Here is a 15,812-nt window from a genome sequence, read left to right as displayed (position 1 = left end):
TCTCGATTGATACGGAAAGGAAGCGTTTGGTATAATTTTACTTACAAAAATGAACTTAACGATAAGGATGGGAAAAAATCATGTGGAAATCCTATAAAGCAAAGATGGAAAACATCTATATTGCTAGAGATCATCAAACGTTTGTCAAAGAGCCAATCGCAAAAGCGGACCTTGAATATGGGGGGATTCCAGGGGATTTACATTTTGGGCTGACAAAGCTTGCAGGTGAACGGGAACCGATGTACCCTCGCCATACAGAAATTTTCAATCGGCGGCAAATTACCATCGTTTCCATCGAAGAATGTGCGGAAATCGCCGAATTGCTTGGCATTGAAACGGTTCGCCCTGAATGGCTTGGTGCAAATATGGTCATCAGCGGTTTTTTAGGTTTAACAGCCTTATCAGAAGGAAGTCGGATTGTGTTTCCGAGCGGGGCAGGATTAGTATGTGAAGGTGAAAACTTGCCTTGTAGTCAGCCTGGAGAGGTCCTCCAATCGATGTATCCTTCTGAACAAAAGCTTGCTTCGAGATTTGTGAAAGCCGCTTACGGCCGGCGAGGAATTATTTGTACAGTGGAATGCCGAGGTTCCATTGTTGCCCATGACTCCATTGAAATCTTCGCATATGATCCTCCACAGCTAAAAGTTGATGTACCGCTCAATATTACGTAACCTCCCTCTTTGTAAAGAAAGCTCGAACGACTGCCACTTCGGGCTTTCCTATGCATGGTTTGCCAAAAATTTTGTTGGATACGCATATTTTCCTTTTCCCTGTACATACTAACGAAAACTAGACAGAGAATGGAAGATGTATGTATGCTTGCTTGGATGACGACTTATATGTTGCACCCTTCTTTTTTTATAAGTCTCGGGGTCTCTATTATCGTTATTGCGATGATGACAGTTATGTTTTACGCGTTAATGAAAGCAGGAGACGAAAATATAGACTAATTTCTTACAGCGGCAGGACAATTTTAAATGTCGTGCCTTCTCCTACTATGCTTTCTACTTCTATCTTCCCCGCATGCGCTTCAATAATTTTAGCACATATAGCCAGTCCAATGCCCGTTCCTGTTGCTTTTGTCGTAAAAAATGGGACGAACAATCTCGGAATGTCCTCGGCTTCAATGCCCTTTCCACGTTCCTCTTTCGATGCCTCAAAGTGCTTACATGCCGCACAACAGTGAAATGGATTCAATAGACTCTCTCCTTTTTATTTTATTGTACATATGAATCTATGATAACATAGTTAAATAGAAGCATTAGGACAGGAGGAAAAACATGAGCCGATGCGCATGGGTGAATGAAGATCCGCTTTATATAGATTATCATGATCATGAATGGGGTGTTCCGATTTATGACGATCAACGACTGTTTGAATGCCTGAATTTAGAAGGCGCCCAAGCAGGGCTTAGCTGGTACACCATTTTGAAAAAAAGAGAGCATTACCGCAAAGTATTTGATGACTTTAATCCCGCTGCCATTATCACCTACGATGAAACTAAAATAAATGAGTTGCTGGCGGACAAAGGCATCGTACGAAATCGATTAAAAATTCAAGCCGTTATTACAAATGCCCATATGTATTTCGACATTGTGGAGGAATTTGGTTCGTTCTCTTCCTACATATGGTCTTTCGTTGGGGGCCAACCGATTCAAAATCATTTTCAGGATATTCAAGACGTCCCCGCTTCGACAGACATTAGTGACCGATTAAGCAAAGACTTAAAAAAGCGCGGCTTCAAGTTTGTCGGGACGAAAATTTGCTATGCATTTATGCAAGCAGCAGGTCTTGTTAATGACCATGTAACGACATGCCGCTGCTATCCGCTTTTAGCAGAAAAACAACAAACCATCTCAGAGTAACAAACAAAAACTCAGAGTCATAAAAACTCTGAGTTCTTGAACGTGCTTATTCGATTTAAATAAGTTCGGACATAAACATTGGTGTTGTTCCATTCTCTGTCTTAAAGCCCATTTTCCCATAGAACTCGACTACATCTGGATAAGCGATGAGCACTTTCGTTTGGTAGTCTTTATAGCGCTCTAGCATCATATCCATCATCACTTTACCAATCCCTTTTCCTTGGTAATTCGGGTTAACTAGCATGTAGTGAAAATAAGCAGTGAATATACCATCAGATAAAGCATTGATTAATCCAATTAATTGTTCGCCATCCCATGCCGTAATAACAGAGTGTGAACCGTTTATGGCCTTTAATAGTTCACTGGGAAATTTCCCAGACTCCCATTCTACCGAAAAAAACAAGTTTTGAAGATTTTCCTCTGTAATCATTTCACTATTGGTTTTATACGAAATATTCATTAAAACTCCTCTTTTAAACACTATTTTTCAAAAGGTGGCTTATTTTCTCAGGCTCTAGCGGACGGCTGAAATAGTAGCCTTGAATTTCATCACATTCCATGTCGTGTAACATATCCCGCTCCGCTTTCGTTTCCACACCTTCGGCAATAACTTGCAAATTCAAGTTTTTCGCCATATCAATAATCGTTTTTACAATGGCTTTTCCAGCTTCATTCGTATTCATGTCCCGCACGAAGGAATGATCAATTTTCAAATGATTAATAGGAAAGTCCTTTAAATAGTGAAGAGACGAATAACCTGTCCCAAAATCGTCGATGGAAATATGCACCCCCATCCTTCTTAACTGCTGAAGCACTTCAAGTGTCCGAGAACTATCTTCCATCGATGTGCTTTCCGTAATTTCTAATGTTAAATAATCGGCATCCATTTCCGTTTCTTTCATGATTTCTTCAATATTTTTCATTAAATCCTCATGCTTAAACTGGCGAGGAGAAAGATTGACCGACATTCGGACAGAACCGATTCCTTCTTCCTTCCACTTTCCAAACTGAGTGCATGCCTCCCGAATGATCCAGTCTCCTAGCGAATCAATCAACCCTGACTCCTCGGCAATCGGGATAAATTCCGCCGGCGAGATTAATCCTTGTTGAGGATGATTCCAGCGCAGCAACGCTTCTACACCGACCACTTTATTTGTTTGAAGATGTAGTTGCGGCTGATACACTAAAAACAGCTGTCCACCCACTTGAAGGGCGTGACGAAGGTCTTTTTGCAACTCCATTTTCTTTAAGTTGTTTGTGTTCATAGAAGATTCATAAAAATGAAAACTATTTTTCCCCTTATGCTTAGACACATACATCGCCATATCCGCATTTTTCAATAATGTTTTTCCAACTAAGCCATCGTCTGGTGCAATGCTGATGCCAATACTTGCTGTTACTAGCATTTCTTGCCCTCTAATATAAAACGGCTGCTTTAGCTCTTCCAAAATACGGGTACATAGCTTGCTAATTTCGATACGGCAGCTGCAACGGGGAACTAAAATGGTAAATTCGTCCCCTCCCATCCGACCGAGCGTGTCTTTTGACTGGATACATGTTTTTAAAAGCTCTGTCACCTGCATAAGCAGTTCATCGCCCGCTTCATGGCCCAGCGTGTCATTTACTTGTTTAAAATTGTCCAAATCAATAAACAAGACCGCCGTTTCTCCATTTTTCTCCTGCCTCAAAGTCTGTTCCAATAATTCATTAAAATACATTCGGTTTGGAAGACCAGTTAAAGCATCATGAAGCGCTAAGTGACGAATTTGTTCATCTGCTTTTACCCGATCCGTAATATCGACAACGTAACCGGCCAATTCGAGCACCGCATCAGGCTCCTCCATATCCATTACTGCTTTAATAACATTGTGATATACACGGTCTTCGTAAGAGAATACATAATCAGCCTGACCTGTTTCATAGGCACGGTTTAACACTCGCAGCATCCGTTCCGCTTCATCCGGTAACAAAATGTCTGTAATACTCCGTCCTTGAACATGTTCAGTGGTTAAGTCTCGCTCCACCATAAGAGTACCTTCACTATATAAAGCTGTATATGTCCCGTTATTCTCCCGCTTGCATTTGTAAATAGCACTCGGTAAAATTTCGATTGTCTGTTTAAATTGTTCCGCAATCATCAGACGCTCTCGCTCCACCTTTAGCAGCTTCAGCGGTTTTTTCATCGCTGCCTTTGAAAAAATAAAAATGACGACGATGGTAATCATAAAAATAAAGAGAAACAACATCGACAGACGGTTCATGAACCATTCCTGACCGGTTTTATTCATGACGACAACGAGCGCTCGTTGATCTGGTAAGGAAATGTACGTTTTTTCGAGCCCCGTTTCCCCTTGTTGAAATTCAACTTTTTTCGTTTCAGGTTCATGTAATAGCTGTTGAAACATTTCGTTATCTTCTGCCAGTATGGTTTCATGAGCTCCGTACAATACTGGAGTATCTGTTACTAACTCGACTACTTTATTGTCCTCCCCCTTTAAATAAGCAGGTATATTAAGGACCGCAATTTCATTTATATTGGCATAGTTGGTCTTCATTTCTTCAATAAGCTGCGTTGGGCCGCTCGTTTGCATAAATTCATAAATGTAATCCGCTTCTATATATGGGTTAATCACAAATTCGGTTGTGCCATCATAATAGTAGGCATATTTATGATGCTTATTTTCTACCGCCGATAACGATAGTGGGCCAACCCAATAGTTCGGTTCGGCATATCCTTTCTCAACCGAAACCTCTTTCCCTTCTAACAATTGCTGAATGGCGGTATACCAATATCCCCAGCTCGCCGCATTCAGTCCGATTTCTTTCGGATCGGATGCTTGTTCGACAATGATATCTCCATTTTGCTTCGGAACTAAAAGAGAAATTCCTGACAGCTCCCATTTCTCCTTAAGCTGTTCCAATTCTTCCATACTCGTTTCCTCAATGGTTTTGCCTTCCAATTCAGACGCAATCGCTTTAGAAATTGAATAAAGTCGCAGATCAATCAGACGTTTAAGTTCCTCAGTCGAAGCATGTGTACTTTCAATCGACTGCTTAATCATTTCCGTAACAGAAACAACTTCCTCTTCCGCCCGTTTTGTCATTTCCTTTTTCGTCACCAAATACACGGAGACAAATGAAATAACAAGACATATAAAAAAAATAAAGCCCATTCGAAGTAACACTTGTAAAATAGTGGTTCTCTGCGTAAAAATTGTTTTCATGCTGCCTCCCTGCGTCTGTCATCAAACATACACGTCAAAATAAAACGAGCTAAAACTTATTATTAGTTTACTATTATCCATAAACAAACACCATAGACCGGAATCGGTTTTTTTCGACACTTCTATTGTGTTCCCTACTCTTTTTTCTAAAAATGGAATCTTTTACTTTTAAACTAGAACGAACCCTTCTAAATAAGTTTATCGGTGAATGGACACATATCTTTACTGTTTCTTGGACATACTGTTTGCTGAGGGCGTTACTCATCATGTTTGAACAGCTTTGCGTTATAGCGCTCTCCCCTCTTTTAAAAGGCGGGAATCGTTTTCTTATACTGTGACAGTTCTTCCATAAGCTTTCGTTTTTCTTCTTCAAAATTAGCCGAACTCTTCTCTTCTTCCTTCCCTTCGTTTCGATGAATAAGCCACTTTGGAACAAGATCTTTCTTTTTTGCTTTCGGACGACCGAATGTGTTCGTGCCAACAGTGCGACTACTGGCTGCTATGCGTTCCCGTTTTAAATAAGCTTTTCTGAATATATGTTCTTTCACGTACGAAAAAGACCGAATTCCATCACCGGCATACTTCGGTTGATAAGCATCAAACGCCTCATGCAGCCACTTAACCGCTTCTTCATACGACACCCCACTTTTCACCACCTCTTGAATACCTTGCAAATCATTTGCACTCGGATATAGACCTCGCCCTCTCCGTTGAATGAAAAGCTGTTCCAATGCATCCGCATACTGTTCTTGTTCGCTTCGTTCTTTTTTCGTTTCGGCTATTTGCTGACAAAGTGCGGGCTCTTCCTCCTTTTTTTTCTGTATCGTTTTCTCTGTTGTATTCTCTTGTATTGAATTGTTCAAGTTGGACATGCTGGCTGACCAAGTTGAACTCCCCATTTGTTCAGATTGGACAGTCATTCCAGACGAATGCTCCCATTTTGAATAATCAATCCGGTACCATTTTGTCTGATTGTTTTGGCTGCTGTTAAATTGAGCGGTATAAATATAGCCGCCCGCCTCTAATTTTCCAATAATTCGGCGAATCGTACTAATAGACCAAAACGGAAATTGCTCATGCCATTTCTCATATGTATTATAAATCCATCGATAACCGTCCCGCTCATGCTGGCTCCCTTGCAACCAGTAATGAAGCTGTTGCAAAAAAATCGCTTCGTTTAATCCAATTTCCGCCGCAAGCGACGGCAATACAATTAACGGTTTGTCTTCAATTAATAATCGGCTCATGTTTTTCACCTTTCCTTTTAGCAAAGTATTCCTACTTATTAAATAGAAGAAAAAAGGAGTTACGGGGAGTCAATTTATCAATCAAGCTAGAAAATTGGACATAACCAAAGCGATGTCGAATCATTAGGTGACTATACATAAAAACAAGCCGAGAGACATGTTTCTCTCGACTTGTTAATGGTTGAAAAGCTTTTATGCAGATGGGTAACAGCACTCATCGTGTTCATTTTGTATTTCTTCTGAAGCATGCAAGAAAGCTTCATAGGAGATGTCTCCAAGATTTTCTTTTTCCGAGCCGAACAAACGCTGAAACGTGCGTTCTTTTGCTTGTTCCGGTGAACAGTTCATTGCATTCATGAGAAGCTTCATATAAGAAACAAAGTAGGCTTTGCTTAATACCCCCGCATGGTTAATCGTCATCACAGCTTCCCCTTTCATATGATTAGTGTGTGCAGCACCCTTCTGCTTTTACTACAATATTCCATTTATCCATTAAAAATCTCCTCCTTGTACATGGTTATCATTATATAAATCAAAAAAAATTGATTTATATAATGCATCAAAACTTTCCAAACAGTAAGTCCATTGCTCTTCATTTTTTAAATCAAATTTTCTTGATATATTAATCATATACAACACCCCTCCAAGTTGCAACTAATAAATCAAAAAAAATTGATTAACTATAAAGAGAGGCATTCTCAATATTTGAGAGATGATGAATTTGAAGAAAGACGGTACAATAAATAAAAAGAAGCATTCAATAGAAAGAGAGGATTTTAACTTGCTTGAAAAAAAGAGACAACTAGCCGCCATCCTCGATGTGGAGACGACCGGTTTAAGTGCCCGCGACTGTGAAATTATTGAAGCAGTCGTTATTTTATTTTCATATGATGCCACTACAGGGGAACTATTGGAAATCGTGGAAGAATATGCAGGGTTTAATATGCCCTCCTCCCCCATTAACCCTTACATTACACGGTTAACGGGCATTACAAATAAAATGGTTCAACATGAAACGCTGAATGACCGAAAAATAATGGACATGCTAAACAAAGCCGACGGCATTATCGCTCATAACGCTTCTTTCGACCGAAGTTTTCTAATGGCCCGTTACCCAGAGCTCGCCGAAAAACGATGGCACTGCTCGATGCGCACTGTAAAATGGAAAGAGTACGGCTTTGTCAATAAAAAACTGGACACATTGCTCGACGGACACGGCATTCAGCGAGAAAATGCCCACCGCGCCATGGATGATGTGAAAGCAACCTTACAACTATTGCAATTGAAAAACCCTCATGGTGAGCATTACTTGCTTGAAGTCATGAAAAAAGCGATGAGTAAGCCGAAGAACATTGTAAGTTCACCCGTCAGAAAATCGTATATGTAGTTCACTAGCATAAGGCTTGGCTTGTTCGTACAACGTCTCTTTCTTTGTACAAACGAGCCAAGCTTTCTACTTGCCGCCCCTGCACTACATAGCATCTACACGTGTTTCGCCTGGTTCTCTTACGATTCCGTCAAAGGCAGACTGATAAATGATCCTTATGTCTTCTTCTAGTAATGGCAGGGGGCTTCTTGCGAGTATCCTTTTTTGTTGAATGCCATCTTTCGTTAAACTTTCCAACGCAGACTCCGGTATATGGAATTCAGCTAACGTTTGTGGAATCCCTACATCTTGAACGAGTCGCTTCAGCTCATCTATACATTTATAAGAAGCTTCTTCTTCTGATAAATAGTGAGAATTTCCTCCTAAAGCGTTCAAAATATCCGCTAATCGTTTCGGACAGCTTCTCCGAATGTACCCCATCACATACGGCAATAACACCGCATTCGACTCACCGTGCGAAAGATGGAACTGGCCACCTAGCGGATAAGCAAGGGCGTGAACACCCGCAACACCGGCATTGAAAAAAGCTAAACCAGCTAAATAACTTCCATAGCTCATATCAATGCGAGCTTGTTTGTCCTGGCCATTTTCCACTGCCGTTCGCAATGAACGAGCAATTAATCGAATCGCTTGAAGCGCTAATCCATCGGATGCTGGACTTGCATTTACTGAAATGTACGCTTCTACTGCGTGTGTTAGCGCATCAATTCCGGTTGCTGCTGTGACGCCCGGCGGTACAGAAACCGTCAATTCGGGGGCGACAATCGCGACATCTGCTAAAAGATAATCGTGAGTAATTACATCCTTCGTCGTTTCTAAAGAAAGGACCGAAATATTCGTCACCTCTGAACCCGTTCCTGAAGTAGTCGGAATTAAAATTTTCGGCAACCCTTTTTTCTCCACCTTTTTTGTTCCTGATAGATTCAAATAATCGGAGACAGTCCCTTCATGAACCGCTAAAACCGCCGCCAGCTTTGCTAAATCTAGCGCACTTCCTCCACCAATGCCAATCACCAATTCAAACTGTCCTTCACGCGTAAACGAAACGAGGTTTTCTCCTATTTCTAATGGCGGCTCCGGCACAACATCTGTATAGACCGTTACGTCATATCCTTGCTGTTGAAGCGGACGCGTGATCCGCTCTGCCATGCCTATTTGCTTTAAAAATGGATCTGTAATAACAAGAACTTTGGAAGGCGAGTACCGCTTCACTTCCGGAAGCAGCTGTTCTAACGCCCCCCATCCAGTATAGCTAAGCGGAGCAAACATTAACTTTGCGACACTCATGGCGTTTTCCTCCATTGAAGGTTGTTTTTGATTAAGGTATCATTCTTTTTTCTGTTATAGCACCCAATGACGAATCGCCTGTGCGACGCCGTCTTCCGCATTTGTTCCTGTCACCCAGTCAGCAGCCTCTTTCACAATTGGCTGGGCATTCCCCATCGCCACACCGCAACCTGCTTGTTCAATCATCGCAATGTCATTCAAGCTGTCGCCCATGGCCATGACTTCATCCATCGTAATGCCTAATTTATTGCAAATCGTCACAAGTCCTCGTGCTTTGTTAATCCCAATTGCATTTACCTCGATGTTTGTTGGGCTGGAATTGGTAATTTCAAGCATTCCACTTTTCGCAAGCTCTGTGAGAATCGTTTCTCTCACGTTATCTTCGTCTACATCAAATCCAAACTTCAGCCATTCGTGTGATAATACGTCCTCTGGAAATTCCTCTCGCCATATTTGCTCGCTCGTGACAGCCCAAAATCGGGTGTTATGCGTATTTTTCAGCTCCCACATTTTTTGGATATGCTCCGCATCCAGCACCGTTCTTTCAACTAAATTACCGGCGCTGTCCCATATCTCACTTCCGTTCACCGTAACAAGATAAGAAGATAGTTTCAACGATTCAGCAAACGGGCGGCAACTTATAATGGAACGTCCGGTACTAAGCACAACGTGAATCCCTTTTGCCTGTGCCTCTTCAATTGCTTGGCGATTTCCCTCTGACACTTCCCCTTTTTCATTCAAAAGCGTTCCATCCATATCCAATGCAATGAGCTTAAACTGCTTTTTCACTTGAGTTGAATCTGTCACGAAACTTCCTCTCCTTTAACCGTTTGTTTTTGTTTTCGTCTTCTCTTTTCTTTGTTCATGCTATAATGAAAACATTCTATCTTTTCTCCTTACTTGACAGGGATATTTTACCACATTCGCTTTATTGATTTAAACGAAAACGATTAAGTCCATGAGCTCCCAAATTTTTTAAAAATTAAGTATTGCCATCTCCTTATGAATATAGTATTATCTAATCAAGACGTTAACGAAAACAAACTTACATAATGGGGGCTTAGCTCAGCTGGGAGAGCGCTTGCATGGCATGCAAGAGGTCGTCGGTTCGATCCCGATAGTCTCCATCCGAAATTAAAAGAAACACCGTTGAAAATCAACGGTGTTTCTTTTATGCTTTTTTACAAATCCCCTTCAATCACCCCCGCCGCCGTCAGATCCACCTGAATCACCATCACTGCTAGAGCTCCAATCCCAGCCCCAGCCGCCGTCGCCATCCGAGCTTCCTTCTGATGATTGTTTCTTCTTTTCTTCTGGAATTTCTTTTAACGTATCCGTTGTGTAGTCAATGATGAATGCAGCATCCGGCGCAAACAGCGGCGATGGATGAAGCGGAACGCCTTCCGAAAATTTTTGACGAAAGTTCTCCGCAAACGATTTTCCTACACCAAGCAAAATGGCGTGATGTATCATGATGAGTAGTCTATTTGAGTCACCTTCTATAGAATATCCGCCCTTTTTCAATGTTCTCCGTCGGGCGCGAACGGCTTCACGATAGACGGTCGCCTCCATAGACAATGTTACTTTCGGCAACAATGCGACTAACAGAAGCGAGATCATAAGGCTATTCATATATGCATTTACAACCGTTTCATCTTGAATTTGGGCACCGATAAAAAAACAGGTCACGAAATATAAAACCGACCATTTTTTCTTTGTATGATGCCTCGCCGCTATAAAGACACCGCCTCCAAGAACAACAGCTGTTCCTGTCAAGGCTAGCCATGATTTCGCATCTGCAATGTATAAATACATAATGCAGAAAAAGTGAAGCAGCACTAAAGGAATTATGATATATGTCAACCATTTCCCTCTAATGAACCACTGTTCTCGGCCGTATTTCTTTTCAGCTTCTTCCCTCCATTCATGAAAACGCGCATGAAAATTCCCGACATGACGATGGTATTTTTTCATCGCTTTTTTTTGGCGCCGCTCAGACTTTAAAGGACCTGCCATAGAACTAAGGGAGAATGTCCGATTTCCGCTGCTCGTTTTACGAAACAACCAGTCAATGAACCGTTTTTCCACATTCGCTTCCTGCTTTCGATTCCCTGTATAAATGAAGGTAAATGTCTCATTCGGTGCCAGTTCTTCTTCTTGAAACCGCACGCTCGCCCGCCGGCGCTCAACGGTTACAGTCCCCGCTTGTTCAAGCGCAAACAGCCCTGCTACAAAATCTTGAACTTTCAATGAGCCTTTCCGATATAGCATAGAAAGCAAAACAGGATGAAGCTGTTCCATGTCTTTTAACGACAGGAGGCGGGCTTGCTGTTTCGCAAGCAATGTTTTAACTGGAAGGAGGATGATAAGAAGTAAAGCACTTAACATATACAAAACGACAGACAGAAGCTGTTCTCCAAAAGCAAGCCGGCTTTCTCGCTTCTCATAGCTTTGCTGGCGCTCTGTTTCTTGTTTTACTTTCTCCGTCTTGCTTACAAGCGTTCTCTCTATCTTCATTTCTCCTAAATGATCGGAGGGAAATAAATAGTGAAGCGCGAGCGTTTCATACTCGGATATAAAATCGCTTTTATACACAATGGATTGCTCTTTAATATCCGTGAATTTTCCGCTATTTCGGTTGTAAGCAAACATTGAAACATCTGTTTGTTCAAACACTCTCGGCCAAAATGTTTCAATTGTGACATTGTGCAAATCGCTGTTTTGAAATACAAAGAAGTTCCAATCGAATTCTCCTCTATCCTCGAAACGCGCTGCGACCTCTTCAAGGCGGTATCGGTAATAAACCCGCATTTTTTCATTATCGGCACCGATTGACGTAAAATATGCGCTGTGCTTTTTGCTGTACGTTACGTCAAGCCGTTTTGCCTCTTCATACGAAAACTCCCCAAGTACTTTTCCTTCTGGTGGAATGTACGCTTCAAAAAACGATACCCCCTCATGCCCAAGCAACTCAAGGCTTCGTTCCATTCCTCCGTATTCCCCTTGAATGTCATACGTAAAAAGCTCTTCGATATAAACATCCCCATCTGGAAATATGTATGCCCGCACATCCACTTGTTCAACGGTATACGACGAATGAGAACAGCCGGCAAGCCACACCGCAACACTCATGATTAAAATAAAAAATACGTGTCTCATCTCCCACCTCACTCATGTTCAAGCATGTTTTCCTACATAACGACGTATGCCAAAACCATGCTTGACCACACTCTCTACTCACCACATTCCAATATAAAGGATTTTATTTCCATCGAACAGAACCATTTTTCCTAAAAGGAAAGACTGCCTCATTCGGCAGCCTTTTTCGTTATTGCTTATAGCGAATATAGTGATAATTAGACGTTGGAATCGTTTTTGTGACGTTTCCGGCTTCATCTTTGTAGATTTCATATTCACGGTATGTTTCCACGACATATCCATCTACGTTTTCTTCATAAACGAGTCGCTCCTGTAATTCAAATTGCTTCGTTTGGATAAGAAACGGATCCGCTTCTTCCACTTCTGCCATAGCCGGTTCATCTTCTCCTTCTTCTGCTGCCATCACAAACGGATTCGTTTCATCAAGCAGCTCCCTTGAAGCAGCGTCCATATACAAGGCTACAGCCATTAGCGTAATAAGAAGAGCTGGCAGCATATACTTACGAAATGGTTTTATCATCATTTTCCCCTCTTGTCCTAATGGTTTTGTATCATTTTATGCAGAAACTGATCATTCATGTTTCATGGAAACTAATTCATCACAAGCTCGTCTCATGTTAAAATGGTAAAAAACTAAAGGAACGGGTGGGTGGATATGGGAAAATGGATATCAACATCGGAAAAACGAGGGTTTTTAACATGGTTTTTGCAGCATCATCGGCTTAAGCGAACAGATGCCAGGAAAGTGCTTGAAACCCTTTTAAATAATCCCCATATTTTAGAGAAGGTGTCGTTTACAGAGAAAATTAAACTAAACGAAAAAACAATTGTCGTCTCAAGCGTCAACTCTGACGAACCCGGATTTGAATTTTATTATAATAAACGAAAAACGTCAGACCCGGCTCGTGCCATCGGCGAATTGGCAGGAGACCCGTCCGGCAACGTTAACATCATTCTTCACTTTTACGGAAAAATGCTGAACCACCGCTATTTACAGCTCATCGAAACAACTGTGGCGGATAACATTAAACAATATGAACGATATGAACGTCAGTCGAAAGCAGCAGACGCGGTCATTGAAAAACTAACGAAGGAAAAAGAACGGGAGCTTCTCAAAAAACAAATCGATGAGGCGTTGGACCAAAAGGATGAACAATTATTTAAACAGCTTGCTACAAAGCTTGGAGAATTAGAGCGCGCCCTAAGCTAAGGAATGCTTGAAAGCGGAGAAAACGAATTTCCCCCTCCGTTTTCAAGCATTATATTTTTAATCATCAAAAAAAATTGATAAAATACGGTACATGGCACATTATAAAACTGCCGTTATTTTGATGATTCCTTTTAAAGAAAGAAGATGAATATATGTCAAACAATCGTAACGGAAAACAGCTGAAGGATATTCGCTTTTCAGTATTGGATCTTGCCCCTGTTATTGTCGGTGCAACACCGGCGGATGCTTTTCGCAACACCGTCGATTTAGCACAGCACGCAGAAAAATGGGGCTACCACCGCTATTGGCTTGCGGAGCACCATAACATGCCGGGAATTGCTAGTTCAGCAACTTCCATCGTCATCGGTCATGTGGCAGCAAGCACGTCAACCATTCGTGTCGGCTCAGGCGGGATTATGCTTCCAAACCATGCCCCGCTCATCATTGCTGAACAGTTCGGCACGCTCGAATCACTGTTCCCTGGCCGAATTGATCTTGGGCTTGGACGTGCACCTGGAACAGACCAAATAACCGCCCATGCATTGCGACGCGACCGTAGAAGCGATGGACATGACTTCCCAGACCAGCTTGCAGAGCTGCGTGCGTATTTAAACCCGCCTTCTGACTTAGGCAGTATGCCGGTTCGCGCGTTTCCAGGAGAAGGATTGGACATTCCGATTTGGCTTCTTGGCTCAAGCAACTTCAGTGCACAGCTTGCGGGGCAGCTTGGCTTACCGTTCGCGTTTGCGAGCCATTTTTCTCCTGAAAATACATTGCCAGCATTAAATGTGTACCGTCGCTATTTCCAACCTTCAGAAGTGCTTGATAAACCTTATGCTATGGTTGGACTAAACGTGGTGGCTGCTGATACAGATGAAGAAGCACAGCGACTCGCTACGTCCATGCAACAGCAATTTTTAAGTTTAATCCGCAACACACCAGGTCAGCTCAAGCCGCCAGTCGACAGCATGGAAGGACTCTGGACCGAATATGAAAAAGTCATTGTCGAACGTCAGTTAAGTTCTTCTATTGTTGGAAGTGCAAAAACGGTAAAAGAAAAGCTACAGCAATTTTTAGAGGAAACGGAAGCAGATGAAATGATGATTCATACGCAAGTTTATGACCATCAAGCACGCCTCCACTCTTTTGAAATTATTGCAGATATTACGTCACGCAGCTAACAGAAGCATGCTTTCGTTTTCAGAAGACTGAACTCTATAAAAAAGAGGCGATGCCAGTTCAAATACTAGCATCGCCTCTTTTTTACCAAACAGCAATCACATAGGAAACGAGCGCAATAAGTGAACCAAACAGAACAATGACATAAATAGCGGTTAAGTTGATCGTATTCCGCTTTGTTGATTTTCCGTAGTTCGCCTCCACATTTTTTGCTACCAATATTGTACCAAGAAGTGAAACGATGCCGATTGCAATAACGAACATAAGGGCTATTTTCATTTGTTTCCCCCTCCAAACAAACGCACTTTCAATTGCTTACTATTGCCATCCATTATAGCATAGCCCACTTAGTTATCCGCACAAAAAAAGAGGCTTTTCTTCCATGAATTCCTCATGAAAAGGTTTTTGACAACTATTTTTCCACCTCAACACCATTTTACATGTTAAACTGATAGGGATTTTTCCCTAAATAAACGTTGAAAGGAAGTGAACTATGAAAAAAGTCTTACAAAATCCACCTTATTATGACAGAAGTGGACAACTTTCTATAAAAAGCGAGATGAATGAAACAGCTGTACGAAGCGACGTAAACATTACGAAAGAAGTTCGAAAATGTTTAAAGAGTAACCCTTACGTCATTCAAACATGATAAAATGTTCCCGAGTTAGGAAAACCGGATAAAGTCGTAATATGCTTTTTCAACTCCATCCATTTATTGGATAAATATGGTTAGTTTAACCGTTGCATAAAAGGGGTATAATTGACTATAATGTTTTGTAGTTAATTCTACTTACTGCGAGGTGTTTCAACAATGTTAACTGAAGAAGAGATCGCGATTTTTATTAAAGAGCTCGGCTTCTTACTCGAAGAATACCGAGCATGCGAAGATGACGAAGTGAAAAAGGCGATTTATGAAGATATTGTATTACTAGGTTCTGTTATTTGTCCGGCCCCACCGAAAAATAAATCCGCTTTTGCAGTTTAACCATCTCTCGGCCTGCAACGTGGATTTTTTTCTTTTCCTCTCCCCGTATAATCTTTACCTTTTCTAACTCTTTCGTTCGATTACTCAAGTTATTTTTCAATTAATCATTTGCCCAGTTCTTTTAAACTACTTGAATAAACCTTCTTATTAGGCATGGCCGTTCTTTGGCCATGCCTAATTTTTTAGATTGATTTATATAGAGGAAAATATATGAAATTTGTAGAAAAAAAGAAAAATTTACTAAAAGTGTGCTATGATTCTATTTTGTG

General features: G+C 41.4%; 19 protein-coding genes and 1 tRNA gene. 9 read left to right on the top strand and 11 right to left on the bottom strand.

The features are described 5' to 3' along the window. The first annotated feature begins 80 nt into the window (after positions 1-80). Positions 81-671 carry an MOSC domain-containing protein gene (locus tag ACXAEO_RS08205; protein ID WP_474879978.1) on the top strand — a complete coding sequence of 197 codons (591 nt, stop codon included), beginning with the start codon at positions 81-83 and terminating at the stop codon, positions 669-671. 144 nt (positions 672-815) lie between these two features. Further along, positions 816-950 carry a hypothetical protein gene (locus ACXAEO_RS08200; RefSeq protein WP_474879977.1) on the top strand — a complete coding sequence of 45 codons (135 nt, stop codon included), beginning with the start codon at positions 816-818 and terminating at the stop codon, positions 948-950. A 4-nt stretch (positions 951-954) separates the two neighbouring features. Here the strand turns inward: ACXAEO_RS08200 and ACXAEO_RS08195 are convergent, their stop codons facing one another. After that, the gene (locus tag ACXAEO_RS08195) at positions 955-1,197 is read right to left on the bottom strand and encodes an ATP-binding protein (RefSeq protein ID WP_474879976.1); all 243 of its coding nucleotides are present in this window, start codon (positions 1,195-1,197) and stop codon (positions 955-957) included. Between the two features lie 83 nt (positions 1,198-1,280). On the opposite strand from ACXAEO_RS08195, the gene ACXAEO_RS08190 reads away from it, so the two are divergent. Continuing rightward, entirely contained in the window at positions 1,281-1,865 is a 585-nt protein-coding gene (locus tag ACXAEO_RS08190; RefSeq protein WP_474879975.1) for a DNA-3-methyladenine glycosylase I, read from the top strand. A 55-nt stretch (positions 1,866-1,920) separates the two neighbouring features. On the opposite strand, the gene ACXAEO_RS08185 is transcribed toward ACXAEO_RS08190, so the two are convergent. The 5 genes from ACXAEO_RS08185 to ACXAEO_RS08165 form a co-directional block, all read right to left on the bottom strand. Further along, positions 1,921-2,325, bottom strand: a complete 405-nt coding sequence (locus tag ACXAEO_RS08185) for a GNAT family N-acetyltransferase (protein ID WP_474879974.1) — start codon at positions 2,323-2,325, stop codon at positions 1,921-1,923. Positions 2,326-2,338: 13 nt separating this feature from the next. Continuing rightward, the gene (locus ACXAEO_RS08180) at positions 2,339-5,089 is read right to left on the bottom strand and encodes a putative bifunctional diguanylate cyclase/phosphodiesterase (RefSeq protein ID WP_474879973.1); all 2,751 of its coding nucleotides are present in this window, start codon (positions 5,087-5,089) and stop codon (positions 2,339-2,341) included. A gap of 305 nt (positions 5,090-5,394) precedes the next feature. Next, complete coding sequence (locus ACXAEO_RS08175) at positions 5,395-6,336, bottom strand: hypothetical protein (RefSeq protein ID WP_474879972.1); 942 nt, start codon at positions 6,334-6,336, stop codon at positions 5,395-5,397. Positions 6,337-6,528: 192 nt separating this feature from the next. Then, complete coding sequence (locus tag ACXAEO_RS08170) at positions 6,529-6,756, bottom strand: hypothetical protein (protein WP_474879971.1); 228 nt, start codon at positions 6,754-6,756, stop codon at positions 6,529-6,531. 72 nt (positions 6,757-6,828) lie between these two features. Beyond that, on the bottom strand, positions 6,829-6,966 hold the full coding sequence (locus tag ACXAEO_RS08165) for a hypothetical protein (RefSeq protein ID WP_474879970.1): 138 nt from the start codon (positions 6,964-6,966) through the stop codon (positions 6,829-6,831). Positions 6,967-7,117: 151 nt separating this feature from the next. On the opposite strand from ACXAEO_RS08165, the gene ACXAEO_RS08160 reads away from it, so the two are divergent. Next, entirely contained in the window at positions 7,118-7,723 is a 606-nt protein-coding gene (locus ACXAEO_RS08160; protein ID WP_474879969.1) for an exonuclease domain-containing protein, read from the top strand. 84 nt (positions 7,724-7,807) lie between these two features. Here the strand turns inward: ACXAEO_RS08160 and ACXAEO_RS08155 are convergent, their stop codons facing one another. Beyond that, positions 7,808-9,010 carry an iron-containing alcohol dehydrogenase gene (locus ACXAEO_RS08155; RefSeq protein WP_474879968.1) on the bottom strand — a complete coding sequence of 401 codons (1,203 nt, stop codon included), beginning with the start codon at positions 9,008-9,010 and terminating at the stop codon, positions 7,808-7,810. A 54-nt stretch (positions 9,011-9,064) separates the two neighbouring features. After that, a complete protein-coding gene (locus tag ACXAEO_RS08150; RefSeq protein WP_474879967.1) occupies positions 9,065-9,817 on the bottom strand; it encodes a Cof-type HAD-IIB family hydrolase in 753 nt (250 codons plus the stop codon). 247 nt (positions 9,818-10,064) lie between these two features. Here ACXAEO_RS08150 and ACXAEO_RS08145 point away from each other — a divergent pair. Next, positions 10,065-10,137 (top strand) — tRNA-Ala (locus ACXAEO_RS08145). A 67-nt stretch (positions 10,138-10,204) separates the two neighbouring features. On the opposite strand, the gene ACXAEO_RS08140 is transcribed toward ACXAEO_RS08145, so the two are convergent. Both ACXAEO_RS08140 and ACXAEO_RS08135 read right to left on the bottom strand, forming a co-directional pair. Continuing rightward, on the bottom strand, positions 10,205-12,169 hold the full coding sequence (locus ACXAEO_RS08140; protein WP_474879966.1) for a DUF2207 domain-containing protein: 1,965 nt from the start codon (positions 12,167-12,169) through the stop codon (positions 10,205-10,207). A gap of 169 nt (positions 12,170-12,338) precedes the next feature. Then, positions 12,339-12,692, bottom strand: coding sequence for a hypothetical protein (locus ACXAEO_RS08135; RefSeq protein WP_474879965.1), 354 nt, complete (start codon positions 12,690-12,692; stop codon positions 12,339-12,341). Between the two features lie 132 nt (positions 12,693-12,824). Here ACXAEO_RS08135 and ACXAEO_RS08130 point away from each other — a divergent pair, with 132 nt between their 5' ends. Next, positions 12,825-13,379 carry a YpiB family protein gene (locus ACXAEO_RS08130; RefSeq protein ID WP_474879964.1) on the top strand — a complete coding sequence of 185 codons (555 nt, stop codon included), beginning with the start codon at positions 12,825-12,827 and terminating at the stop codon, positions 13,377-13,379. A gap of 152 nt (positions 13,380-13,531) precedes the next feature. Further along, positions 13,532-14,560: an LLM class flavin-dependent oxidoreductase gene (locus ACXAEO_RS08125; protein WP_474879963.1), complete on the top strand. Its 1,029-nt coding sequence runs from the start codon at positions 13,532-13,534 to the stop codon at positions 14,558-14,560. 82 nt (positions 14,561-14,642) lie between these two features. On the opposite strand, the gene ACXAEO_RS08120 is transcribed toward ACXAEO_RS08125, so the two are convergent. Continuing rightward, positions 14,643-14,837 (bottom strand): hypothetical protein, encoded by a 195-nt coding sequence (locus tag ACXAEO_RS08120; RefSeq protein WP_474879962.1) that lies wholly within the window; start codon positions 14,835-14,837, stop codon positions 14,643-14,645. A 214-nt stretch (positions 14,838-15,051) separates the two neighbouring features. On the opposite strand from ACXAEO_RS08120, the gene ACXAEO_RS08115 reads away from it, so the two are divergent. Both ACXAEO_RS08115 and ACXAEO_RS08110 read left to right on the top strand, forming a co-directional pair. Then, entirely contained in the window at positions 15,052-15,207 is a 156-nt protein-coding gene (locus ACXAEO_RS08115; RefSeq protein ID WP_474879961.1) for a hypothetical protein, read from the top strand. A gap of 162 nt (positions 15,208-15,369) precedes the next feature. Next, positions 15,370-15,543 (top strand): hypothetical protein, encoded by a 174-nt coding sequence (locus ACXAEO_RS08110; RefSeq protein WP_474879960.1) that lies wholly within the window; start codon positions 15,370-15,372, stop codon positions 15,541-15,543. The last annotated feature ends 269 nt before the right edge of the window (positions 15,544-15,812 follow it).

This window comes from Bacillus sp. ABA4_010, from assembly GCF_056159105.1.
This window is presented reverse-complemented; position numbering and strand designations above follow the sequence as displayed.